Origin of the sequence: Parapedobacter brassicae (genome assembly GCF_051400755.1) — a bacterium.
Lineage (GTDB): Bacteria > Bacteroidota > Bacteroidia > Sphingobacteriales > Sphingobacteriaceae > Parapedobacter.
This window is the reverse complement of sequence record NZ_JBLFFL010000002.1, coordinates 343714-370281: the sequence shown is the minus strand read 5'-3', so window position 1 is coordinate 370281 and position 26568 is coordinate 343714. Positions and strand designations below refer to the sequence as shown.

Sequence of the window (26568 nt, the reverse complement as noted above, 5' to 3'; positions counted from 1 at the left end):
AAACCATCAAGCGAATGTTGCTATACCTTTTTGCTGTTCTCGCCGTTTTTGCGCTTATTGTCTTTATTTTCACCCGGCAGCCGCCCTTTGGCAAAGCGCCTACAGGCGAACGCTTGGAACGGATGAAAAATTCACCTAACTTCAAAAACGGGCGCTTCCAAAACCTGGAGAATACGCCGAGCCTTGCCGAAGGGGCTAATATGCTGACCGTCTTATGGAGTTTTCTGATTGACAAAACACCGCGGCAGGTGCCCGTAGACCCCATTCCGCATGTTAAAACCGACCTCCACGCACTCGATTTGCAAACGGACGCGCTGATCTGGTTTGGGCATTCGTCCTATTTTCTCCAAGCCGATGGCAAGCGGTTTTTGGTCGACCCGGTCTTCAATGGCAACGCATCGCCGGTATCGTTTACCACAAAGAGCTTCCCCGGCACCACCAGCTATCACGCCGAAGACATGCCCGACATTGATTACCTGATCATCACGCATGATCACTGGGATCACCTCGACTACAATACGGTGAAAAAATTGGTGCCGCGGGTGAAGCGGGTGATCTGTCCGCTTGGCGTAGGGGCGCACCTCGAATACTGGGGTTATCCGGCCTCCAAGATCACGGAACTCGATTGGCATGAGCAAACATCGTTGGATGCCGGATTTAGCTTAACCGCTGCACCGGCCAGGCATTTTTCCGGTCGCGGTTTCACGCGTAATGGCTCCTTATGGGCTTCTTTTGTGCTGAATAGTCCTTCCTACCGCATCTTCATCGGCGGCGACAGTGGCTATGGCAACCATTTTGAAACCATCGGCAAGCAATACGGTCCGTTTGATCTGGCGATCCTCGAAGACGGACAGTATAACCCGTCCTGGATATACATCCACATGCTCCCCGAACAAGTACTGCTCGCGGCGAAAGATCTGCGTGCCAAGCGTCTTTTGCCCGTCCATAACAGCAAATTTTCGTTGGCTATGCATGCGTGGGATGAGCCCTTGATCCGCGTGGCAGCAGCAGGCAAAGCCGCCGGTGCATCGCTGCTGACCCCCATGATCGGCCAACCCGTTTACCTTCAGGATAGCACGCAGGTATTTGCCCCCTGGTGGGAACAGGTGCGGTAATTGGTGACCGGTGGTCGGTGATTAGTGACCACGGAGCGATTGTTCGATCAATTCGCCATAAAATTCGGTTTCCGTCATACCGGCTGCCCGGACCTGTTGCGGAATGAAGCTTTGGGCCGTTTGTCCGGGTACGGTGTTGATTTCGATAAAAAAGAAACGGTCGGTATTTTTTTCCAGGAAATAATCGATGCGCACCATGCCCCCGCAGTTTAACCGGGTATAAATCGCCTTCACCAATCGTTCGACGCGGGTGCGCTGCTCCGGTGACAGGTTTGCGGGGGTCACCTCCTCGGTCAGTCCCGGTGTATACTTCGCCTCGAAATCGAAAAATTCCCGCTCGGTGATCACTTCCGTCGCCGGCAGCACAAACAGGCCATCCGCGCGCCGATACACCCCGACAGAAAATTCCCTCCCCTCTACAAACTCTTCCACAATCACCTGTTTACCCGTATTCTCCGCATTGAAGGCCTTTTCAATGGCTTCAGCCAGCTCGTCCGCCGCCTTCACCTTGGTCATCCCGATGCTGCTTCCCCCTGCATTCGGCTTCACGAAATAGGGCAATGACAGTTCCCGCAGCACGATGGCGGCAGCCTCCGCGCGCTGGGATTCAAACAACTGTACCGACTTGGCAAGGTGCAACTCCGGTATCCCTGCCAACACGGCCTTCGTATATGCCTTGTTCATCGTCAGGGCCGAGGTCAGTGCATCGCAGGACGTGTAAGGCAGTCCCACCAGGTCGAAGTACCCTTGCAGACGGCCATCCTCTCCCGGCGAGCCATGCACCATGATAAAGGCGAGGTCAAAACGGATGACCTGCCCGTCCAACGGGAGTGTAAAATCATCACGGTCAATGGTATACTTTACCCCATTATCCGCTACATAGAACCAGCTGGTGGTCGTGATGGTGATGGGATAAACCTCGTATTTCGACTTATCTAATTGTTGGTAAACAAATGATGCGCTCTTCAGTGAAACTTCGGATTCGGCTGTGTACCCGCCGGTGATCAAGGCAATTTTTGTCTTCATAATTCGGCAAACTTAGCTAACTTGACGGTGATATGCAAGCCGCAGAAGCCCTCCGGTATACTTGCATATCAAAGCAACTTTATCTAAGTTTGCTGCGGCTATACTGTTTTAAATAGCGGCGGGCAAAGTATGGCGCTAATATTGCTAAATGGTAGACGAAATAGCGCACAGCGCCGATATGAATAGGATTAAACCATGGTAAAATTTTTCGAGTACCTACGGACAGAGACGTTTAGGAAAAACCTCATTGCCGCACTCATTGGGCTAACGGTCTTCTTTCTGCTCATCGTTTTCAGCCTCCGCCAATATACGCGTCACAACGAATCGGTGCCGGTGCCCGAATTAAAGGGCATCCTCATTGACGAGGCTGTAAAAAAATTGAGCGCCCAGGGCTTTGAATACGAAGTAGACTCGGTGTATCAGGTAGATGCACGGCCCGGTACGGTCATCGACCAAGACCCCGATCCCAACACCAAAGTAAAGAAAAACCGTACCCTTTACCTGACGATCATCACCCGCACCGCACCGGAAGTGGCCTTCCCCGACCTGGTGGAAAAAACGTTCGTCGAAGCCCGAGCGGTCATCAACAGCTATGGCCTTAAACTGGGCGACACCACCTACATCCCCGATATTGCGCGCGATGTGGTGCTCGACGTGAAGTTCGGCGGCGAACGGCTGAATGCCGGGCGACCGATCCCAAAGGGATCTACCATCGATTTGGTCTTGGGCGATGGCCGGGGGTCCAGCGAAGTGCCGGTGCCTGACCTGACCGGTCTAACACTGGAACAGGTACGTTTTACGCTTCAGGGAAATTCGCTGACCCTGGGAAACGTCAATTACATGGGACTGATCTCTGACAGCCTCAGCGCAGTGGTGATCACGCAGACGCCTACACCGGAAGACCCCAACGTGAGCATCGGTACGCCGATTAATATCGCGCTGGCGAATCAGTGATGGGTGATCGGTGAATGGGTATAAATGATATATGGAAAAGAAGAAAAAAGGAAGTGTAAGGGTGCTGCTGCTGATCGCCGCCGTGGTGGTGGTTGCCGGAGGCATCGTCGCCTATCGATATTATAAAGGTTTTTTCGCGCCTAATGTCACGGCGGAAACCGAATACCTGTACGTCTATACGCATTGGGACTTTGAAGATGTGATGACGAGCATCGGGGAACTCCATGCGGTGGAAGATACGGCCGCTTTCCGCTGGGCTGCCACAAAGATGGACTATCCCACCCGTGTGAAGCCGGGAAAATACAAGCTGGAACCCGGCATGAATAACCGGACGCTGGTCAACAAACTGGGCGGGGGCTTTCAGGAACCGGTGAACCTCCGCTTCGAGAATGTCAGGCTTAAGGAAAACCTGGCGGCGGTCTTGGCGGGGCAGCTCGAACCGGATTCCCTCGCGTTCATCAACCTGCTGAATAATGACACCCTCGCCGGGCAATACGGATTCGACCGCGAGAACTTCTTCAGCATGTTCATCCCCAACACCTATGAGTTTTACTGGAATACGTCGACGGCACGTTTCGCGGAACGGATGCATGAAGAATACCAAAGATTCTGGAGCGCCGCGCGCAAGGAAAAAGCAGCCCAGCTCAACCTGACCCCACAGGAGGTCAGTGTATTGGCTTCTATTGTGAAAGGCGAGGCCTTGCACACCGATGAAATGCCGACCATTGCCGGATTGTACCTGAACCGGCTGCGGAAGGGCATGTTGCTCCAGGCCGACCCGACGGTCATCTTTGCCAACAACGATTTCACGATACGGCGTGTGCTGTATAAGCACCTGCGGATGGACTCGCCCTATAACACGTACCTATATAGGGGATTGCCCCCCGGTCCCATCATGATGCCCAGCATCGCATCCATCGACGCCGTATTGAATTACCGGCAGCATGATTACCTTTATATGGTCGCCAAGGATGATTTTTCGGGTTATCACAATTTTGCCGTGACACAGGCTGAACACAACGCAAACGCCCGCAAATTCCAGCAAGCACTCAACGAACGAAACATCATGCGCTAATGTATACGTTTGAGACAACAGTGAGAGTTCGCTATGCCGAAACCGACCAAATGGGGTATGTATATTACGGCAACTATGCAACGTACTATGAGGTGGGCCGGGTTGAGCTGTTTCGGAGCTTAGGCTTCTCTTATAAAGCACTCGAAGAAAGCGGCATCATGCTGCCTGTAACCGAGTTGCATTCGCGCTTTTTTAAACCGGCGAGGTATGATGAGGAAGTTATCGTAACGGTGCATTTGAAAGAAAAACCCACCGTTAAGATCCGATTTGACTACGAATTGTCCAACCAACAGGGGGTGTTGCTGAATACGGGCAGCACCACACTGGTTTTCGTGGACATGAAGCGCAATAAACCTTGTCCGGCGCCTGCCGATTTCATCGGTAAGTTGCAGCCATATTTTGAATAACCAAACAAATGAATTGGGCGCATCGCACATTATTGAGGTTCAAGCCCTACTATGTTCTGATCGAATGGACGAAGGTCGCCGTGCTGCCTGGGTTCGGCTCGCTACCCCTGTATACCGTTGCGACATTTTTTTTTCAGGAAATTGCCCGCGAGTCTATCCTTAATAAAGCATCATCCCTGGCCTATAACTTCATGCTGGCGATCTTTCCAGGCATCATTTTCGTATTTACGCTGATACCATACATCCCCATTCGTAATTTTCAGCAGCAGCTGCTCGATTTCATGGAAGTGGTGATGCCTGAAAATGCATTCCTGGCGATCGAATCCACGTTGGAAGATATTGTAAAGAACCAAAATAGCGGACTGCTATCCATTGGTTTTATTTTGGCTACCTTCTTTGCGACCAACGGGGTGAGTTCGTTGATGCTCGCCTTCAACAAGGCATCGCTGATTATCGAAAGCCGCAGCTGGGGCTTTCAGCGCTTGGTAGCCATCGGCTTGACCTTGATGATCGTCATCGCATTGGCCACCGGCATGACCATCTTTACCGCTGCCGATTATGTTATTGGCTATTTGCGAAAGAATATCGAGTTCAACGCGGCATTTTGGGCATTCATCATCGCTGCTTCCCGTTGGCTTATCCTTTTCGGTATTTATTTTTTGACGGTCAGCATCCTGTATAAATTCGGACCGGCATCGTCGAGGAAATGGAAGCTTTTCAGTCCGGGCGCCACGCTGGCCACCATTTTAGCCATACTGACCTTTTCGGGTTTTGCCTTTTATATCAACAACTTCAATGCGTACAACAAGCTTTACGGCTCCATTGGCACCCTGATCGTCATCATGGTCTGGTTGTATCTCAACTCACTGATCCTGCTGGTCGGATTCGAACTCAACGCCGCCATTGCCCTCTCCAAGCAAAGCATCAAGATTGTGCGGCCCCGCCCCTTCAACGCATTCAAATCGGGCAAAACGGCTGAAGAAGATACTGCGCGTAGGTAAAACCCCCATCGCACAATTAATTTTTTTGCGATAGAGGAAATTTTGGCATACTTTTGCCCTCCTTAGCGGTAAGTTGGCCGTGCCTAGATACGTCAACCGCTTGACCATGAAACAAAACACTAAAAATACCCCCACGGTAAGAATTGCTTTACTGTGTTGCTTTATAATCCTGTTCCTCATCATCGGGGCCATTTTCGTATACCAGTACGGCCAATACCGGGCGCTCGAAAACCGGCTGGAGGACGCATACCAAAATCGACAAGCGGGCACGGAGAATCTGAATTACCTGTTTTCGACCTACAGCGAAGCAGAAAATAACTTCCGCTTATATACGTTAGACTTCGGTGATAGCAGCTATAACAGCTATATTGAAAAGCTCAACTTGCTCAAGGCTTTCGTAGATTCGATGGAATCGCTGCCTATCGTCAACTACCCACTGAATAGTTCAGCGCTGAAAGTAGCAGATCAACAACGAATTGCCCTCGAATTCGCCAGACTCAAAAAACGGGTCGACATGCTGGTCTTGCATACCCATGATTCATTGAACCTATTAAACAGCACCGTCAACCTAGCACCGACTGCGCGGCCTAAGCTCGAATCCATCGTTGATCAGGTGCTGATCGATACCACGAAAATCACCACAAGAGATACCATCGTCAGGAAAAGGCCCGGCTTGCTTCAACGGATTTTCAATTCAAAAGACGATACGATCGTCATACCGAGTGAGTATCATAAACTTGATGTCAAACAGGTGTCCTTACTCAAAGAAAACCTATCGGTCGCGCAGTCCGGACTCACACAATCCTATGTAAGCAACATCAATCAGCTTCGAAACACATTTTTGCGCCTTCGGGAAAAGGAACGGCAGTTGATCACCACCAATCTCGATTTGCTTAACGGATTGAAAGAAAGTGTAGAAAGTATTAGAAACTTGGATCATTACCTGCTGCGCCAGGCCAAAGAAAACGACTTTTCGCTGTACAAAGAAAACACTAATCTATTCGGCAAACAACTGATCTTTGCGTTGGTCCTCATGTTCCTGATGATCGTAGCCTTGGTGTACTACCAAGTTTATGCCACCTCGTATGAACGCCAGCTGCGGGACGAGAAAGACTATGCCGCCCGGTTAGCGGAGGAAAAAACCAGCGTATTGGCCAATATCAGCCATGAAATCCGCACCCCGCTGAATTCCCTGCTCGGCATTATCGATTTGCTCAAAAACCGAACAAAATCCGATAACGCCGACGAAAAATTAATCGATTCGGCCTACTATAGCATTAACATCATCAGCAACAACGTTTCGGATATATTGAGTTTGAGTAAACTGGAAGCAGCGAACAAAGGCAATATTGCCGTAGAAAGCTTTTATCCAAGCGGGTCATTTCACGACCTTGTCGCCCTGCACAGGGACCAGGCTGAACTGAAAAAACTGTTGCTTCACACCCAAATTGACCTTGATCCGCGGTTGAGCCTGTTGAGTAATGAATTCAGGATAAAACAGGTCGCATCGAATTTCTTGAGCAACGCCATTAAATATACACAAAAAGGGGAGATCATTTTCAGGGCCTCCGTATCGGAGATAAACCGAACACCCTACTTGCATATTGAAGTTGAAGATAGCGGTATAGGCATCAAGGAGCAAGACAAACGCCAGATTTTTCGCAAATACTTCACGGCCAATCCCCACACCGGGGGCATCGGTCTGGGGCTATATATTACGAACATGATGGTCGATGAATTGGGCGGGACAATCGGATTGAAGAGCAGATATGGAAAAGGCTCCATTTTTTTTGCTGATATCCCGTGTGCAGAAAGCCGAATAGAAGCTCAGGAACAACGCATAGCCACATTAGCGGACCTACCCGCTGATCTTCAGTTATTGGTGGTGGATGACAATCCGATAAACATCCTATTCATGAAGCAGTTCTTCAAAGGCATCGGAAATGTGCATACGGTCAATAGCGGGGCAGACGCATTAACCCTTTTAGACGAGCGCGCATTCGACATGGTCATCACAGACATTAATATGCCGGGTATGAACGGTGTGCAGTTGCTTGAAAAAATCAGAAACGACGAACGGTTCAAGGCCGTTAAGGTATTGGCCATTTCCGCTGACATGTCGACCTTGAAATATGCTGAAGAAAACCATGCCGAAGCGTTTGACGGCTTCATTGAAAAGCCCTTTACCGAGACGGAGATCGTCAAGACCATACTAAAAGCACTGGCCCAATAAAAAAGGGCTGCCTTTTTAGACAGCCCCTGGTGGACCGGATGCTTATCAGTTTTGGTATCCGGGGTTTTGAAGAATCGTGCCATTGCTGACATCGATTTCGTTTTGCGGATAGGGCAGCAGGCTGTGCACGGCCGGATTGAACGTCCGCGCAGGCTTATAGCTTCCTTCTGCGGGTGCGTTGTTATACACCTCCGCCGCCAAGCCCCACCGGACGAGGTCAAAATGCCGGTCGCCGCCTTCGAAGGCAAGTTCCATTTTGCGTTCGTACATTAGGTCGTTGAACGTAGGTGCGTCGATAGGCGTTAAATTTGCCCGGGTGCGCACTTGGTTGAATGACGCTGCGGCTTCGGCAACGCCGACCGTGCGATTGGTGGGGCCGCCGCCATTGAGGTTCATGATGGCCTCGGCATGAAGGAGCAGGACATCCGCCAGCCGTAAGGCGGGTACGTCCAGACCGGGATCCCAGTTTTCATACCGGATGGCGTAGGGCTGCATAAACTTAATACATACGACATTCGACTGGTTGTTTGGTGCGCGGAGCACGTCCGTGGTACCGTTGTAGGTGACGACGTCGACATTGCGCTTCGCCACGGTGGCCTGCCGCCGGATATCACCGGCTTGATAGCTGTCATAAAACGCGTTAGTGGCGCTCACCAACCGCCAGCCGGCACCCAATTGTTCTTCGTGATTGCCGCCCCATACGTCGTTTGGCAGGTAAAGGATGGGCGTGATGGGATAGGAACCAAACCGTGCGCCCAGTGACCAAAGGTGCTCGCTTGCGGTCTCATGTTCAAGGGAGAAGAGTTCGGCATAGGAGCTGTGCAAGCTGTGGAAACCATCGCTGATGACGTGCTCAGCGGCGGTTCGGCATTCGGCCCATTTCCCCTGGTAGGCGTACACCTTGGCCAATAAGCCCCAGGCGGCGCCTAGCCCGGGCCGTCCTGGTTCATGCTGCATCACGAGCTGGCCTGTTGCGGCTGTGAGGCTGCTTTCTATCGCCGCCCACACGTCAGCTGCTGAACCCCTCACCGTCGCGGCGTCGCTGTTTTCAGGATGGTAGATCGGCACGCCGCCATACCGCCGGACCAATGTAAAATACGCATAGGAGAGCAAGAAGTTGGCCTCACCTAATATCCGCCGTTTCTGGGTTTCGTCCATTTGGATGTTGGGCACGTTGTATAAGACATCATTGGCCCGTTTGATAACCTGGAAATAGGAGCGGTAGCTATTTAAACTGAGGTCGTTTTCCGTGTTTTGGAGCGCGCGGAACTCGCTCATGGCGATGAAATCCGAATAATTATCGTTCATGTAGCCGATATCGCTGAAGGCTTCCATGCCGCACCACTCCTCCCCACCGAGGGCTTCCTCGTCTTGTAGGGGGGTGTAGACCCCGGCCAACGCACTTTCGGCCTGGGCGGCAGTCTGCCAAAATACGGCATCGGTCAGTTCGTGCGGCTCGTTTTCCAGAAAACTATCGGAACAAGATGAACCGAATGCGAGCATCAGAATAGGGAATATATGAAGGTATCTTTTCATGACTGTAACGTTAAAAATTGAGGTTTACACCAAAAATGAACGATTTTGCTTGTGGGTACGCGCCACGGTCTACCCCGTACATGTTGCCGCTCGTTCCGGAGTCGGCGCCGACTTCGGGGTCAAAACCTGAATAGTCAGTGAACGTAACGAGGTTTTGCGCGGTCATGAATAGTCGCAGCCGTGAGATGCGATCGCCGATGACCCGTCCGTTTTGGAAGGTATAGCCCAAGGTGGCATACTTCATCCGTAGAAAGCTGCCATCTTCGATAAAGAATGTGCTATAGGCCCGGTTGTTATTCAGGTCCCGCACGGATACGCGTGGAACGTCGGCACCCGTGTTGCTTGGCGTCCACCGGTTGAGGATGTCCGTACCGTTGTTGTAGCTGGTGCCCTGCATGAGCTTGCCGCCCAATGTCAACCCGTTGAAAATCTCATTGCCACTGCTACCCAGCCACATCATATCGAAATCAAACCCCTTGTACGCGGCCCCGAAATTTGCCGAATACGTGAGTGAGGGGAAGCTGTCTCCGGCGATCGTCCGATCGTCAGCGCTGATGACGCCATCGCCATTGACGTCTTCGAATCGGATGTCGCCCGGCCTCGCATTGGGCTGTATCAATCCGCCGGAAGCGTTCGTATACGCGGCAACTTCCGCTTCGCTTTGGAACAGGCCGAGCGCACGCAGCACATAGAAATGGCCAAGGGGCTCGCCTTCGGCCATCCGGCCTACACTGGTATTTTTGTAATCGGACAGGAATATCGCATTGGATCCGGAAACGCCCATGGACACCAGTTCATTCTTGACATGGCCGACGTTGCCGGTGATGCGGTATGTGAAGTCTTTACTGTTGGTGCTCGAATAGCTCGCGGACACTTCAAAGCCCTTGTTGGATACCTCGCCCGCATTGACAAAAGGTGCGGTGGAAACCCCATAGGAGGCCAGCAGGGGCACGCGCACCAGGATATCTTCCGTAAGCTTGTCGTAATAGTCGAACGCCAGCGATAGCCTATTGTTCAGCAGGCCAATGTCTACGCCGACATCGGATTGCGTGGTAACTTCCCATTTGATGGATTGATTGGATAACCGGTTTTGGGCAACTGCGGCGACGATGCTTCCGTTCAAGGTAGGCGATCCTACGCTACTGATGGTACTGTAATACTGGTAGTTGGAAATCTTGTCGTTGCCAAGCTGGCCCCAACTTCCCCGAATCTTGAACTCATTGATAACGGAGCGGAGCGGCGAGAAAAACGCTTCGTTTGAAATCCGCCATCCCGCAGAAACGGACGGGAAGGTACCCCAACGGTTACTGGGGCCAAACTTTGATGAACCGTCCCTGCGGATATTGGCCGTCAGCAGGTACCTGTCATCATAAGCATACGATACCCTGCCGAAATAAGACATCAGCGAATAATCATCAGCGCTTCCGCCCACGTTGTCCGGAAACGCTCCGGCATTGTCGAAATAGCGCAGGCTGGGATCTTGATTGCTGAATTGCTGGGCCGTCCCGCTGGATGTCCATTCGTTGTTCCCGCGTTCCAATGACATGCCGGCAGTGCCGGAGAGGTGGTGGCCGCCAAGCTGCTTGTCCCAACTGACGGTATTGTTCCAGATCCAGGTGTCGCTGTTGTTGAAGTTTTCGGATAAACTGTTTTGATTCAAGCCGCGGCCGCCATTTTGGGCAATGGCCAGGAAATACTTCCCTTTTGACTGGCCCAGGCTGTAGGCAAAGTCCGACTTGAGCGTGATAAAGTCGAGCAGCTTGTACTCGCCATAGAAATTGCCCCGGATATCGATGCCCCTGCTGCGGTTGTCCCGGCTATTGAGGGAGGCAACCGGGTTGGGGAAATCGCCCGATGGCGCACCGTAAATGTCGTTTGCCTCATCTTGCCATACGGGGATATTCCGCATATTGAAATATGCCGAGCTGAGTACACCATCAAACGCCCCACGCAATTCGGCTGCTTTCGCTGTGGTGACGGCCAACATGATGTTTTCGCCCACCGAAAAGTTTTTGAACAACTCATGCTGGCTGTTGATACGTAAGTTGAACCGCCTGTAGTATGTACCGTTTACCACGCCGTTGTTATTGGTATTGCCCATGCTGAACAGGAAATTGGAGCGGTCGGTGCCGCCCGCAAAAGACAGGTCTTGCGTGGAACTGTAGGCGGTACGGAATACTTCATCGAACCAATCGGTGCGGGTGATGCCGTTTTGCGGATTGTTGTAGTACTCCCATATTGATTCGCTGGCGGGTGTACCGTCATTTGTCAGCGCTTCTTTATGCACCAGCACCATGTCTTCGGCTCGAAGCGATTCGGGTTTTTTCCACACTTGCTGTATCCCTTGGTTGGTGTTCAGGCTGATGGTGGTCTTTTGATTCCTCGTGCCCTTTTTGGTGGTGACGATCACCACTCCGTTTGCACCGCGGGCGCCATAGATAGCGGCAGATGCGGCGTCTTTGAGGACAGATATGCTTTCGATATCGGCGGGATTCAGATTGCCTATGCTGCCGATGATGCCGTCGACGACGTACAGCGGGCTGTTGTCATTGATTGATCCCGCGCCGCGGATCCTGATCTCCACCCCGGCTCCGGGCTCCCCAGAGTTTTGCACGACCGTCACACCCGGTGCCTGTCCTTGCAGCGCGTGTGAAACCGTCTGGTTGATGCCCCTGTTTACTTCCGCCGCATCAATGGTCGCGACGGCACCGGTAAGGTCTGCTCGCCGCTGTGTGCCATAGCCAACCACCACCACTTCATCAAGCGCGTTTTGCTGCTCGCTGAGGGTAATGGTCATAAAGGTGGTGCTCATGGGTACTTCCACCGTTTCATAGCCGACATAATTGACCACCAATACCGCCTTTTGGGTGGTTACGGCGATGGAAAACTGTCCGTCTTCATCGGTACGTATTTGTGTGCTGGTGTTTTTTACGCCTACCGTAGCTCCCGGTAGCGGAGCGCCAGCGGCATCGACGACCCGTCCGGTAACGGTTTGCTGAATGGGTTTAGTAACGGGGGGAAAAATGGTTTCCGATGCGGAGAGCGTGCGGGCATAACTACATGGGATTATTGCCGAAGCCAAGACCCAGGGGATTACGATGCTTAGGCGTGCAAATTTAACGGGCGATTTTTTTTTCATAATGTATCGTTCATAATGTATAATTAAGCACAGTCGATTGAAGGATAGTTGATAGCGGACCACATGAAGGCGATGCAGAACTTGATAAGCTAATCGGGCAAAGCTATTGATCGTATGTAAAATAAAAGCAATATTACGATAAAATAATTGTAAAAAAACAGCCCGCAGAGTATGCGGGCTGTACAAAAATGAGCTTTTTTTTTCGTTATTGCTGAACCGGTTGAATCGGCAATACTTCAGCTGTATCGGCAGGTGCCGTATCCGTATCTGTGGCAGTGCCACCTTCAGGCGCCTTATCGATCAGTTCCATAAACTGGTCGAGTTTGGGTGTAATGATGATCTGCGTGCGGCGGTTACGCGTCCGTCCACTTTCGCTGTCGTTGGTCTCGATGGGATTATATTCCCCCCGTCCGGCAGCGGTAAGCCGCTTGGGATCCACGCCATACAGCGTTTGCAAGGCTTGCACGACCGATGAGCCCCGCAGCGCACTCAAGTCCCAGTTATTGCGGATGTTGGGTTGTGATATGGGCACATTATCGGTATTACCCTCTACGAGCACCTCATAATCGCTGTAATCCATGATGATCTTCGCGATCTTGCTAAGTGTCTCCCCTGCCCTTTCCGAAATTTCGTAACTTCCGGACTTGTACAACATGTTATCCGAAAGGGAAATATAGACCACCCCTTTCAGCACCTGCACATCCACATCCTGCATCTCTTCCCGGCTCAGAGAGCGGGTAAGGTTGTTGGTCAGCACCATGTTGAGCGAGTCACTCTTGTTTTTAGCGTTCACCAGGTGCTGGATGTAGCGGTTAGACGCATTGATCTCGTCCACCAGCTTCGAAATGTTCAGGCCACCTTGGTTGGATGACGCCAGACACTTGTCGAGCGCATCCTGCAATGCTTTCACATTTTCACGCTCCGAGGCAATCTGATCTTCGAGGCTCTCTACACGAGTACCCGAAGAAGATAGTTGTTGCTGCGCATCCTGATAGCGCTGGTTGAGCTCCTGTTCTTTTTTGCTCAACTCATCATAATTTGCCTGCAGTGACTTGAATTTCCTGTTACTCACACACCCAGACAAAAACAACGCCGCAGCCATAAAGGCCACTCCTGCGTATATTGACAATCGTTTCATAATAGTTTTTACTTTTTTCAAGTAATACTATGCTAACTTTATGCCAAAAATACTTTTTCCTCATTTTAGCGGGAGCAACAGCCCGATCATGCTTCAAAATCCCCCAACACAAAGCTGCCGGCATAGACGCTATCGGATACCGCTCCGGTTTCTTCATCGATGAAGGCCATATAGGCATGGCAGGTATCCCCCGGCAGGTAATATCCCCGGACATCCAAGGTATCCATGCCCACGCCAGCGGCATTCCCATAGGTTTTGTAGTGGCAGGTGCCGCTGCCGGGCTTACACAGGAGCAGCATCGTCCGCGTGGTATATCGGATATCCCGGCCGCCGGGATTCTCCCAAGAAAACCGCACGGTATTTCCATCCTGCACGGCACTGGCATTCAGGGGTGCCGCAAGCGGGCCGCCACTGAACGCAAATGCCTCGGGATTGACTTCGTACCGGGATGCTTCTTCGTTATAGACCACCGCGTGGGTGAGGTTATACGACATCGCTGCATTGTGCCCCGTTCGGGGCGGCGCATACTTGCCAAATCCGACTTTAACCACCCTGAGCAGTGGCCGGAGCCAATCCTGCATGACTTTAAAGCGTTCACGCTGCAACGCTTGCAGCGCCGTCGGCTTGCGTTTTTTCCGAGTGGCACGCGGTAATGAACGTGCAATGTTCTGTCCGTTCGCCGTGTAGAAAACGACGCCGCCTACCTTTCCGTGCACATGACCATGGATTCCATCTGTTAGTTTTCCCATATTGATTTACGTTTGATTTGTAACTTCTTTAACCCAAATTTAATTATTATTTTAAATTTAGCGTCAAATTATTTGTAGATTATTTGGAGATGATTCAGTGCTTATCGAATAATCTCCGAACAAACCCCGAATAAACTACGTTTTATTTCCGTACTATTTTTGTGAATAGCATAAAGCAGTATCGGAGAAGAGTAGGAGATGGATAGATGTCTTCTCATATTTAAGGATTCGTATTCTCCAATGCCCGTAGAATATGAGGTGCGATAAGCGACTGGGCACTCTCGGCATTGGGATGTATGCCATCCGGCACTTGGATAAGGAAAGCGTCGGTTCCGGCTAACAGGATATCCTGCCAATATGCTTCGTGGTCGATGAGCAGGAGCTTATATTTCTTTGCTATCTTCCGGTAGATAGCGTTGTAGTCGGCTAATCCCGGCCGATCTGCGGCATGCTGGCCGATAGGCGGATTCATGATCTGTAGGATGATTTCACAGTCGGGGTTGTCCAACATCAGCCGCTGGATCATATATTCCAGGTTAAGCTGCGCGAGTTGCGGTGACGTATGGTAGTGGATAAAGGCATCATTGATAGCAAATTCGATGAGCACTGCATCAGGCTTCCTGCTGACGACACTGTCTTCAAGGTGTTGCACGCCCCAGGTGGACCACATTGCGGACTTTCCTGTATTATAGCAGGAAAGTCGATTGCCGTATCGCTTATTCAGTTGATCGGCTATAGTGTCTACCCAGACTTTGCCCCCTTCGCCCGCCGAAAGGCTCGTACCATACACGACAAGTACCTGTGGCTTCCCCTGCCGTAAGTTGCGGACAAGCCGCGATTGGCCAAATGCGGCCGACAAGGAGAGGATAACCCCTAATGCGCAACTGACAACATATATCATTACCTGTCTCTTGTCCACAGCGAAAGTTCAAGTAAATGAGTAAAGTCCTCGCCGCTCCAGGTTTCTACCACCTTGAACCGGATATACCGGACAGCGGGTATTTGCCCCTCAAACAGAAACTCATCTCCATCACGTGCATACGCAATATCGGCATCGGTGACCGTGCCCAAAGGTAGTCCCGAAGGCTTGATGGATTCGCCGTCCAACAGCTTGGTCCAATGGTTCCACCCGCCATCGGCGTCAGGATCGTTACTTCCCCAGATTTCGAATCGCTTGGGGTTCCCCCGATCGAATACGAAGTTGCCTTCAACCCGTTGCCAGAATTTCATCCGATGTAGCTTGGTCGACTCACCCATATCAATGGTATACCAACGGGGCAATCCCCCACCAGGAGGGGTATGGAAGCCCGGCTCCCCATAATTTTCATCCCAAAGAAAAGGCATTGCCCAACCGTATGCATCGGGCGCATCGGTAGGTAACACCAAGGGTCTGAACTGGCGTTTATCCATTTTACGTTCAAATAACGGTAGCGTAGCTGTCGCATAGCTGGAGGCAAACGTGTCAATAGCAAGTACGGTTGGGAGGTAAACAGACCGATAGCGTATTGTACTGGCTTCTTTCCAGTCCGGTATCTCGCTCGTTAGCTGATCACCTGGAACAGTCATGTTATGCGATACCCCTTGTTGGTCTTGATATTGAACTTCGACACCAATTTCACCGGACGATGGCGACGACCATTGCAGGATTACCTTACTGCCATCATCCGTGAGGGATGTGCTGCGAAGCACACGGTTGTTGAGTGTGCTCGCGTAGTTATCCCCAAAAACCTGACCGGATGCAGACGTAGCGATGGATCGGTTACCGGCACCGTCCATGGTCATGATTTCGAAATTGTGGTTACCTTCTTCCAAATCATTGATGATCATACGCACTGTATCGGCGTTCAACGTAGGCTGAACTGCAATTTCGAGAGAATCACTGCGATTGGCCCAATATGCCAATACCTTCGTGATGGAAGGATCGCTATTGAGTACCATTGACAATTGTAAACGCTTATAACCCGGTTGAACGATAACGGTATCCACTTTCCCCGTATATTTACGGTCCGTTATGTATTTTTTGTAGTCATCCATTTTACTGCACGAGAACCACAGCATTCCGGCAAAAAGCAATGACAGGCTAAGGAAAAATTTGACAGTTTTCATTTCTTTAATCAATTGGTTGGAGCCTGTTCCGGTGATCCAAATAAGGTGATTTCATTAAAATTGACATACGTTCCATTTGACCAGTTCCGAACTGTTTTAAACCGGATGTAACGTACTTCCGGCACATCCAAGGAGAAGGTAACGGTTTCTCCTGCAAGCCCTGCCTCGGTATCTGCTTGGCTAAGCTGTCCCGGAGGGAGGCCCGAGGGTTTAATCTGTTCGTGTTCTTTAAGGAGTATCCAATTATCCCAATTGCCATCGGGTGACGGATTATTCGAACCCCAAATCTCTACGGTACGCGGATTATGGAGATTGTAAAATTCGCCATCGCGCATACGCCATACCAAACGGCTGAGCTTAGCTTTCGCTCCCAAGTCAAACGTAAACCATTGCGGCATACGCGATTGGTCTGAAGTATGGTACCAACCGGCATTGCCAAACACATCGTCAAAAAGATAGACGACATCTCCGCCATATCCCAGCGGCGCGTCGTTGGGCAATGTCAGCGGTTTTATGTTGCTTTTGTCTAGCCGCATTTCAAAGTAAGGCGTGAGTTCGAACAGCACGGTATCTGACACGTTATTCCAACGGTCGCGCACACAGACGCCGAAAGTCGCCGGCTCGGCGGGGAATCCACGGGTAGAGAAGTTGCCCCGTTCTACATTGGTATAAAAGGTGTTTAGTGGAACGAAATTGCCAAGGGAGTCATTGCCTAAGGTGATGATAGCGATATTGTCTTTCAGCTCATTGACAAAACTCACATTGATCCCGCCGAAGTCTGCAAGCGCCTTAATGCTGTCACGCACAATCAGGTATGGTGGCTTCTGCGGTTTTACCTGAATGGTGTATGGTTCAGAAACATTCTCCCCCTTGTCCACCGCATAAAGCATAACGTCATAAACGCTGGTATCTGCGAAACCGGTGACGGTTATTTCGTTGGTATAATAGGATGCTTTGGTTTCCCGTATAACTCCTTGCTTAGTAGCATATGTAGCTTTGACGTATAGCAAATCAGGGTCTTCAGGCGGTGTATAAGTAATGGTAACAGCCCCCGGCAGTGGCTCGGCCTCCGCATGTTTTACCGCGCCTGGTGGATTACCATCATTTTCGATCGGTTCCAATTTGTCTTGGCGGCAGGCCACGGCCATAATGAAACTCAGTCCCACTATCGTGATCAGCTTAAACTGTTTCATGCTATCCCTGTTTTCAATGATGTGATTCATAATCTAGTTTGAGTAAGGTTACCATCCTGGGTTTTGCACGAGATTCGGGTTGACCGTGATGGAATTGTCTGCTATCGGCCAGAGGTAATCGCGCGGGCTCACAAAGCGTTGGTCGAAAAGCAGTACTTTCCGATTGTAGGTCGCATAATCCTCTCCCAGCACATCCCATCCATAGATTGGTTGATTCAGCGTCGTAACGGCTTCTTTCCATCGCCTCAAGTCCCAAAAACGGCTGCCTTCGAACGCCATTTCGATAAGCCGTTCACGTTGGATGATGGCGCGTAAACCGGCTTGGTTGGTATATTTGCCCGGATTTTTAGCATGATTGGTCCACGAGGTCTCAACTGTAGGAAGGCCAGCACGTTCCCTGATCAGGTTTAGATAAGGTATGGCTTCAGCAGACTGACCGGACTCATTTAATGCTTCGGCGTAAAGCAAGTACAAATCAGCCAGGCGCATAACCGGCCAAGGGTACAGCTCCATGGCCACAAACCCTCCTGTATAGGGAATTAGATTCCAATTGATCAATTTTTTCGCGTAGTACCCTGTTATGGAATATAATCGACTTTGCTTGATACCAGAAGTCTGACCGGATTTGTTTTGGATGGGCCAGACACCATTTTTCATGAAAAACTTGGCGCCGTCAAATGCCAAATCAGCATAAAAGCGGGGCTCCCGGTCGAAATGCAATTCCACGGTGGTGTACCCGGTTTGCATTGCGCTGTCTGCCGCAGTCGTGGTGCGCAGGTTATACCGATTACTGTAATCCCAATCCTTGTCCTCTTCAATCGGCACGCCATTGCGCGTATAAAACAGTTCGGCCATTTTCAATGTGGGAACCATCTGTCCCCGCAGATTCAAGCTGATATTATTGGGGTCGAGTTGCGGACAGGTATACAATTGCAACAGTTTGGATGGCAATAGCGGGTCGCCTGCGCCTGAATACGTATAACCCCAGATTAATTCGCTGTTCCATGGCTCGCAGATCGCATTCCGGATACTCATCTCGGTTTCGGTTGCTTCATTCACCTCCATTACACCTGCATTGAATTCATACAATTCAATATTCGCGGCGTGGCACGCTTCGATCGCTATTCGGCAGGCCTCGGCAGCCATTGCCCATTTGGTCGGGTCCGGCGTGGTATTAAACAGTGGCACACCATCTTTATTGTTGAAATTGGCAAAATCCTGATTGCCATTAAAAAGCGGACTGGCGGCTGTCACCAATACACGCGCCTTAATGGCCAGTGCAGCGGGACGTGTAATGCGGCCTAACTCAATAGCTTCGTTGGTGATTACGCTGGGAAGCGCATCTTGGTGTTCACCTACGGTAACTTGGTCTATCAGACCAGCGATATAGTTGACAACGGAGTCCACCGGCTGCCGTTTCACGCGTACTTCGTCCGTCGTGGCAGAGATGGGCAAATTGACGTCAATAATGGGTATGGGCCCATACATTCGGAAAAGACACCAGTGATAATAAGCCTTCAAAAAAATGGCCTCCGCTCTCCACCTGTCTTTCATGTAGGGATCCAGATCAGGCACCCGATCGATATTTTCCAGAAAAATATTGCAATTCCGGATACCCTGCCAAAGCGATGGCACGAATCCTCCATCCCAATAATTGAGGTTTACGTTGACCTTATTTTGGAGGCCCCGCGCGATGTTGTAGGGATCGAGTGCGTAACGATCCGGAATATGAATAGGCCAATAAATCCAAAATTCATCACCGGCATTGAAACCGGGATTAGCTTCGGGATGATCATCTTTGGGAAGGAACGAATAGCAGGTAAACAAGAATTTCTCCGCTTCAGCCCTGCTATTGAATGCGTTGTCGATGGTCGCGATGTTATCCGGCACGACATCCAGGTAGTTGCAGGAGGCCACCATGGCCAACGCAACCGTCAGTGAGAAAAGTTTGATCGTTTTCATCGATATACTTGACTAGGTTCTCTTGTTATAAATTTATATTGATGCCCGCGTTAAATACGCGTTGAATGGGATATCCCAATCCTTGTCCTCCCATTTCAATATCCCATAATTTAAAGCCGCTAAAACTTAACAGATTGGTGCCACTTAGGTAAATCCGCATGCCGTCCAATTGGATCCGATCCAGCAGACGCGAAGGAATGCTGTATCCCAATTCGACGGATTTAAGCCGCAGAAAAGATCCATTGCGCATAAACCAGGTGCTAGTCTGCGAATTGTTGTTGCTTTGTGTACTGCTCAATCGTGGCCATAGCGCATAGGAATTGCGACTATCTTCCGACCAGTAATCGTCTGCATATACCTGTAGAAGGGCATTTTGGGAGCCATTGCCCAAATCAGGGTTTGGAACGAAAGGAGCAGTACGTACCGGATCGATCCAAAATGAGGAACGCGCAGACCCTTGGAAAAAGAACGAGAAATCGAGCGCCTTGTACCCTATCGAAAGGCCTTGACCAATAATAATTTCAGGTACCGTCGGAAAACCAATGGGCACACGGTCTAATTCCGTAATTTCATTATCCCCGTTTACGTCATGGTATTTGATATCCCCCGCGCCATACTCGCCAAAGTTCTGCCGCGGCGAATTAACGACATCATATTCATCGATGAACAAACGCTCAGCAATATACCCCCAGGTCTGATTGAGGGGCTGTCCGTTTCTAGAGAGGTGTTTCAGATTATCCGGATATTCAGGTTCTTCATAATATAAGTACTCACTGTGCGCGTATGTGAAATTAAGACGCCCCTGTAGCCACCAATTACTACCGAAGGCTTTATTATAATCCAATGAGGCATCGACGCCGTAGGCCTTTGCCTCGCCGACATTTGCCCTAACGGATGCCGCTAATCCCATGGTACTCGGAATGTAAGAACGTGTCATCAGAATATTGCTCCGGCTTTCGGTAAAGAAATCTGCTGTAAATGTAAATGCGTTAAAGGCCTGAACATCCACTCCAAGGTTCAACTTTCGGGCTGCTTCCCATGTAATATCGTTATTGGCATAGCGGGATACAGTAAAGCCGGGTCTGCCGTAATTATAAAGCGTACCGAAATACATGGCCCGGTCGACGTTATCCGCATTGATTTCCGATAGATAAAAGAAGCGGTCGTCCGCACTTCCAATGGCATCATTACCTACCAGTCCGTAAGTAGCACGGACTTTCAGTTCGGACACGGCATCTTTCAACGGCTCCCAAAAGGGCTCGCTGGATACGTTCCATGCCAAGCCTGCTGAAGGGAAGAAGCCGTAGCGTTGTGACCTATAAAATCGCTCAGATCCATTGAGGCCAAAATTAAATTCGACAAGGTAACGGCTTTTATAGCCATAATTAAGCCGACCCGAAACCCCCTCATTGCGGTAAGGGAGTGATTTCTGCAACGTACCCTGATTGGCCAGCAACTGGTTGCGCCGTATGCCAACCAGCAATCCTGAGATGGTATGGTCACCAAATGCACGATTATAGTCCACAGCCACCTCATAGTAAGTGATGGTACGGATTTCTTTTTCGCCTTCTGAATAGTCAAGATAGTCTCGTGCACTGGCTTCATTCAGCAGGCTCAGCCGATACTGGCTATGCGATTGATCAATGGGGTTTGCATTATAGAAAAAGGGGCTATAGGCCCGCGAAACATCAAAATAAGAATAACGCGAGGTATTGAAAAGCATGCGTGCCGATAGGCCCGGCACGACGAATCCTAGATTTTGCTTCAACTCAAACTGGGCATACATCTGCGACCTTGTGTAATCCTTATACCCTTTCACCATATCGGCATATGGGTTGATATAATTGGCCGACGGGATGCCGCTGGTACCGCCGCCTGTTGGACTTTCGCTGCTGTTGCCAAATAAAATATGGCGGGCGCTGGAGAGCGCACTGGAGGGATAGAAAGCCGGGAATTGCACCGGATTGGAAGAGATGATCTTACGGAACATCCCCGCCCCCCCGTCAATCGGCCCGTTATAATCGTCAAAAACACCAGAAAGCCTCACAATGGCTTCAGTAGTGGAAGTCATGTTGATGTTGACGTTTGAACGAAGTTGAAAATTTTGGAGATTGATATTGTTGTTAAAATTATTGCGCTTATCGACCTTTAGAATACCGTTATCCTGATTATAGGAGCCCGCGATGAAATAACGCGCAACTTTACCGCCACCGCTCACATTGAGGTTAGCACGCTGCGTCAGCGCGGTTTTGTTGAGCAGCTGTTCCATCCAGTCGTTAGCCGGATAGAGATAAGGATTTACGCCAGCCGCGGTGGCATCAATCCTATTTTGCGAATATGGGAGGCGCCCTATTGGATTGCGGGTAAGTACGGCCTCGTTGGATAGCTTCATGTACGTGATCGGGTCGGCCAGGTCGATCTGACGGGTATTTGTCGACCGCGATTGCTCCAAACGGAAGGAAACTTTTGCAGCTCCTTCCTTGCCCTCCTTGGTGGTAATGAGGATAACGCCATTTGCACCCCTGGCGCCGTATAAGGAGGTTGAAGTAGCATCCTTCATGATGGTGAAACTTGCAATATCATCCGGCTGCATTCTGGCTAGGTCGGTGGGGGTAACCTCCACATTATCGATCAGGATGAGTGGGTCTTTCTTGTAGCCAAACGTCGTCACCCCGCGGATAAAGAATTCGGCATTGTCGCTGCCAGGTTCGCCACTGCGCTGGTAGGCTACCATGCCAGCCAACCGACCAGCTAACGCGGTGGTAAGGTTGCTCGACGGCACTTTAAGTTCCGACGGACTAATGGTGGTGGAGGCTCCGACCAACTCTTTTTTCTTTTGCTTTCCGAATGCCACTACCACGACCTCGTCCAACGCCTGATCTCCCGGTTCAAGCCGCACATCGATCAATACCCGGTATTCTACGGAAATCGTCTGGCTAAGATAGCCCACTGAGCTGAAGATTAAATTGCTGTTTCCGGGCACCTTTATTGAAAAGCGACCTTCTTCATTGGTTTTGGTTCCATAATCGGTTCCCTCCTGCAAAACAGAGACCCCCATCAACGGGCCTTCCAGTCCGGTGACCTGCCCCTCCACGGTAATGGTGTCCACTTGGTGAAATCCTGTTGCATTGGCACCGCAGACACACAACACGGACAGGCAAAATGTTATTAAAAATAACGCTGTATTTTTCATATCGCTTATAATTGGATTTGCGTAACCTTAGTTATTTTCTGGGGACCTGCACCATGCGGTAAATGGCCTTTATTTCGTCTTGGGAAAGCGTTCGGTTGTAAATCCGGAGATCTTGCATGATGCCGCTGAAACTATCTTCAAGACCAGTACGCTCATTTTTCACCCCGATGTATAATGGGTCATCTGTCCGATGGATGGCTCCTGATGCCGCTTTTTGAGCGACCAATTCGCCGTTCGACCAAATTTCGATCGTGCCTTTTTTTGCATCGTATTGGCAAACCAAATGTGTCACTCGGTTGACCGCTGGTAGCTTTGCAGCAATTGTCCCCTGATGGACGCCGGTGAGTTTAAATTCCAGGTCCTCTCCACCGTTTCGGTAGATCATAAATTGGTCATCTGATGCCCCTTTTTGCAGCACACGGCCGAAACTATACCAATTGGTTGGATACAGCACCAAGCTGATGGCTATGGCATTATCCGCATTCAAGTCAGCCGAACTGCCTATTTTCAGGTGGTTATTTTTCTCAAACTTAACCCCCTTGAAGTCGGTATCTGCAACGTCAGGCAAACGCTGCCGCTGTGGATGATGTTTGTTGCCGGAGAGGTCTAGCAATGGCGTTGACGAGTTATCGAAATCGTAGTGTAAGACCATACCGGCTTGGGGTTTTTCCTCGGGAATCACCACTGTAAGGGGTGGCTGTTCCTGCTCGTTGATCATAATCCGATATATACCGGAAGCTGGCGCGTTATATGTAAACGATAGCTCTTTAGACTCTCCGGGCAACAGTCTTATCCGTTCCTGGCGGACAACAACGTTATTGGATTTGACATCAACCGTTCTGTCGAGCGTATCACTTCCCGTATTTAATAGCCAGCCGCTTCCATAGATCTGCTCACCTATATTGTACAGGTCGACACGCTGCAAATCCAAACTGCTTTTGCGGTGCGCGATGCGGATGGGGTAAATCTGACCATCAATAACAAGCTCCTGCCTGCCCGGATTGTACAATCGGAGCGCATAGTTAATTTGGTGTTCTTCATTTGGCCGAATGATCTGTTCCTGATGATCAATAACCCGTTGCCCTAGCATAACTTTTCCAAAGTAGGTGCCCACACTGCCAGTGTTCCGGACCTTATAGGTAATATTTACGGCCTCGCCAGCCCCGACTTCTTTGGGATAGGACAATTCAGATAACACAAAATCCGGATTGCCTTTGGTTTCTGAAGGTGGTGGATTTTTCAAGCCCCATGATTCATTCGGCAGCGGTCCTAAAACCAAATCCAGTGTTCCGCCCTTTTTCAACGCATCTTGATGGAACCAGCATTGTTCCAGTATGTTGCCATTCAACCGTGCGGATTGGATATATCGGTTTTCAGGTGCATTGTTCTTCGTAGTGATGGTAAATGTTTTTCCTGGATAATAATCACGATTGAGATGGATAGTGATGGAATCAAACAGCGGGGCAGTGATTTGATAGATCGGTTCGGGATCGCAGTTTCCCTTGACATCGAACAATCCCATAGCCATTAGTGCGCTGAGGGCTGCCATCTGTCCCTGGTCTTCGTCGTTGCCACCGTATCCGCCGAAAGGGGTGATGTCACTGAACGTTCTTTCATAAACCTCACGTACCCAATACTGGGAAAGCCAGGGTTTGCCCGCGTAGTTAAAAAGGTGCGCCATGGCCAACCCCGGTTGATTAGAGTAGTTGACATAATTTCCGCCATACCCGCCGACAAAGTTGTCGGGTTGCGCTTTTTCGAACGCAAAGTTTAGCTTGTCACAGTAATTATCCACACCTCCAAGCAAATTGACAAGCCCTTTGATATCGTGTACTGCAATCCAAGTTGTTTGCCAAGTGTTCGCCTCCACAAAACCACCGAAGTTAGCATTGAGTACTGGATCGAAAGGTTCCGTCCATGAGCCGTCTTCATTCTTCGGCCTGACAAAGCCTATGGATGGGTCAAACATGTTATACCAATTAGCCGAACGCTTGAGGAAATAAGCTGCATCCGCTTTCTTACCGAGTTTTTCGGCCAATTGAGCCAACGCCCAGTCTTGAGTGACATATTCCATCACACGTCCGGCTCCGCCCCACCCCTGCGGTGGGACAGTCTCCGGTACGTAACCTAAATCGATGTATTGTTGGACAAAACCACCGCCCATATCCATCGTTCCGCCGGGCATATGCGCTTTTTTCAAGGCAGTGTACACCGCATCAATATCATAGCCACGAATTCCCAGCATATACGCGCCAACGATAAGTTCGGTTATCGGACTGCTGGTCATGATCCAGGATTCCCGGCCAATGACCGGCCCACGGGGAAGGTGCCCACCATCTTGGTGGTACACCAAAGCCGAATTGACAAAACTTTCGAGGACCTCGGGGTAAGCCATGCCCCATAAGATGTTCAAATTCCACATGGTGAGCCAAAGCGCATCCGTACTGAGGTGCATAAACTGAGGCCTACCTTGTCTATCCAACGGCAACTGCTTGACGTTCAGATTACCCTTGGAATAATCGGGGTACTTACCGTTCACATCCTGAATTTGCCTTCTTCCAAGCAATGAACGCCATAAGTCTGTGTAGAATTTGATTTTTTGCTGTTCAGATCCGCCTTTAACCACTATACGGCCCAGCCATTGATTCCAATCATCCCTTGACTCCTGCTTCACCCGGTCAAAGTCCCAGTGGTTTAGTTCGGTTTTCAAATTTAACCTCGCCTGCGCTATACCGCACCATGATACGCCCGCCTTTACCTTTAGCTGATCACCCTTGGAAACCGGGTAGACGGCGAATGCTCCCAACTGTTGACCCGCCACTGTATCGGCCACTGAGCCCGACAGCTTTTTATCCTTCCATGCCTGGAGGTCAGCAAATGGTTTATCAAACTCTATGACAAAAAAAAGCTTGACGTCGCCTACTGAGCTTTCCTGAATGACCCAACCCTCCAATTCGGTATTGCTAACTCTTTTGAGGTGCGCATCTTTCATGATACCGCCCCCCAGCTGACCGCCGAGGTAGACCAATATCCTCACCTCACCCTGCTCATCGAATGTATACCGATGGAATCCCACACGGGTAGTGGATGTTAGCTCCACGTTTAAACGATAGTCATCCAAATAAACCTGATGATAACCAGCCTCGGCCTGTTCGTTCTCATGCGTAAAATGAGATTTCCACCCTTCGGGCCCAGCCGTAGGATCAATTTGGCCAGTAGTAGGCATGATCAATAACCCTCCCACGCCCCAGTCGTGGATATGCGTGAGCCCTCTGATGTAGGGTTCTTGATATTTGTAGCCGGAATTCCATTCTTTTTCCAATATATTATCAGGACTAAGGTTCACCATTCCGAAAGGCCTACAAGCGGAGTTGAAATAGAAGTATCGCGACTTGGCCGACTCGATCATTGGGTCGACATAGTCGACATAGTCTCGGCGTTCGGTTTGGGTGAAACCAGAACAGGCGCACATAAGCAAACCCAAGGTAATCAGGTTACTGGTCAATTTACGCATTGTGTAATGTTATCGTTTACAATTTATTAAGGTTCATCACTGATCATATGTACACATATATTCAATATGTACATACAAAGTTAGATGAATAATTTAAAATCGCAAACTTTTTTTAAAATATTAGAGACTTAAAGATTATACTGACTCGATACAGGAAGAGGAATCGGGTTTGAGTACCCACTGAAAGTGCAGCATTAAGCGAATCAGCCTCGCTCAGGCAATGCTTA

General features: G+C 50.0%; 17 protein-coding genes. 6 read left to right on the top strand and 11 right to left on the bottom strand.

Translation table 11 applies throughout. The annotated features are described in order from the left end of the window. Nucleotides 1–14 precede the first annotated feature (14 nt). A complete protein-coding gene (locus ACMGDE_RS06930) occupies nt 15–1115 on the top strand; it encodes an MBL fold metallo-hydrolase (RefSeq protein WP_436832043.1) in 1101 nt (366 codons plus the stop codon). A 21-nt stretch (nt 1116–1136) separates the two neighbouring features. Here ACMGDE_RS06930 and ACMGDE_RS06925 read toward each other — a convergent pair whose 3' ends face one another. After that, nucleotides 1137–2141: a D-alanine--D-alanine ligase gene (locus tag ACMGDE_RS06925; protein WP_436832042.1), complete on the bottom strand. Its 1005-nt coding sequence runs from the start codon at nt 2139–2141 to the stop codon at nt 1137–1139. A gap of 195 nt (nt 2142–2336) precedes the next feature. Between ACMGDE_RS06925 and ACMGDE_RS06920 the strand changes: the two genes are divergently transcribed. The 5 genes from ACMGDE_RS06920 to ACMGDE_RS06900 all read left to right on the top strand — a co-directional run bounded on the left by ACMGDE_RS06920 (nt 2337) and on the right by ACMGDE_RS06900 (nt 7811). Continuing rightward, nucleotides 2337–3095, top strand: a complete 759-nt coding sequence (locus ACMGDE_RS06920; RefSeq protein WP_436832041.1) for a PASTA domain-containing protein — start codon at nt 2337–2339, stop codon at nt 3093–3095. A 31-nt stretch (nt 3096–3126) separates the two neighbouring features. Next, the gene (gene mltG / locus ACMGDE_RS06915; RefSeq protein WP_436832040.1) at nt 3127–4170 is read left to right on the top strand and encodes an endolytic transglycosylase MltG; all 1044 of its coding nucleotides are present in this window, start codon (nt 3127–3129) and stop codon (nt 4168–4170) included. After that, nucleotides 4170–4577, top strand: coding sequence for an acyl-CoA thioesterase (locus ACMGDE_RS06910; protein WP_436832039.1), 408 nt, complete (start codon nt 4170–4172; stop codon nt 4575–4577). Before mltG ends, ACMGDE_RS06910 begins: the two co-directional genes overlap by 1 nt. 8 nt (nt 4578–4585) lie before the next feature. After that, nucleotides 4586–5578, top strand: coding sequence for a YihY/virulence factor BrkB family protein (locus tag ACMGDE_RS06905; RefSeq protein WP_436832038.1), 993 nt, complete (start codon nt 4586–4588; stop codon nt 5576–5578). Between the two features lie 106 nt (nt 5579–5684). After that, nucleotides 5685–7811: a response regulator gene (locus tag ACMGDE_RS06900; RefSeq protein ID WP_436832037.1), complete on the top strand. Its 2127-nt coding sequence runs from the start codon at nt 5685–5687 to the stop codon at nt 7809–7811. 45 nt (nt 7812–7856) lie between these two features. Here the strand turns inward: ACMGDE_RS06900 and ACMGDE_RS06895 are convergent, their stop codons facing one another. The 10 genes from ACMGDE_RS06895 to ACMGDE_RS06850 all read right to left on the bottom strand — a co-directional run bounded on the left by ACMGDE_RS06895 (nt 7857) and on the right by ACMGDE_RS06850 (nt 26341). Further along, nucleotides 7857–9347, bottom strand: coding sequence for a RagB/SusD family nutrient uptake outer membrane protein (locus ACMGDE_RS06895; RefSeq protein ID WP_436832036.1), 1491 nt, complete (start codon nt 9345–9347; stop codon nt 7857–7859). Nucleotides 9348–9357: 10 nt separating this feature from the next. Beyond that, nucleotides 9358–12486 (bottom strand): SusC/RagA family TonB-linked outer membrane protein, encoded by a 3129-nt coding sequence (locus ACMGDE_RS06890; protein WP_436832035.1) that lies wholly within the window; start codon nt 12484–12486, stop codon nt 9358–9360. A 205-nt stretch (nt 12487–12691) separates the two neighbouring features. Beyond that, the gene (locus ACMGDE_RS06885; protein ID WP_436832034.1) at nt 12692–13624 is read right to left on the bottom strand and encodes an OmpA family protein; all 933 of its coding nucleotides are present in this window, start codon (nt 13622–13624) and stop codon (nt 12692–12694) included. 86 nt (nt 13625–13710) lie between these two features. Beyond that, nucleotides 13711–14373 (bottom strand): DUF6266 family protein, encoded by a 663-nt coding sequence (locus ACMGDE_RS06880; RefSeq protein WP_436832033.1) that lies wholly within the window; start codon nt 14371–14373, stop codon nt 13711–13713. 220 nt (nt 14374–14593) lie between these two features. Next, nucleotides 14594–15274, bottom strand: coding sequence for an SGNH/GDSL hydrolase family protein (locus tag ACMGDE_RS06875; RefSeq protein ID WP_436832032.1), 681 nt, complete (start codon nt 15272–15274; stop codon nt 14594–14596). Continuing rightward, entirely contained in the window at nt 15274–16479 is a 1206-nt protein-coding gene (locus ACMGDE_RS06870) for a DUF4998 domain-containing protein (protein ID WP_436832031.1), read from the bottom strand. Before ACMGDE_RS06870 ends, ACMGDE_RS06875 begins: the two co-directional genes overlap by 1 nt. An 8-nt stretch (nt 16480–16487) precedes the next feature. After that, a complete protein-coding gene (locus tag ACMGDE_RS06865; protein WP_436832030.1) occupies nt 16488–17702 on the bottom strand; it encodes a DUF5000 domain-containing lipoprotein in 1215 nt (404 codons plus the stop codon). An 18-nt stretch (nt 17703–17720) separates the two neighbouring features. Further along, nucleotides 17721–19634: a RagB/SusD family nutrient uptake outer membrane protein gene (locus ACMGDE_RS06860; RefSeq protein WP_436832029.1), complete on the bottom strand. Its 1914-nt coding sequence runs from the start codon at nt 19632–19634 to the stop codon at nt 17721–17723. A 25-nt stretch (nt 19635–19659) separates the two neighbouring features. Continuing rightward, the gene (locus ACMGDE_RS06855) at nt 19660–22827 is read right to left on the bottom strand and encodes a SusC/RagA family TonB-linked outer membrane protein (protein ID WP_436832028.1); all 3168 of its coding nucleotides are present in this window, start codon (nt 22825–22827) and stop codon (nt 19660–19662) included. Nucleotides 22828–22858: 31 nt separating this feature from the next. Beyond that, entirely contained in the window at nt 22859–26341 is a 3483-nt protein-coding gene (locus ACMGDE_RS06850) for a GH92 family glycosyl hydrolase (RefSeq protein WP_436832027.1), read from the bottom strand. Nucleotides 26342–26568: the final 227 nt, after the last annotated feature.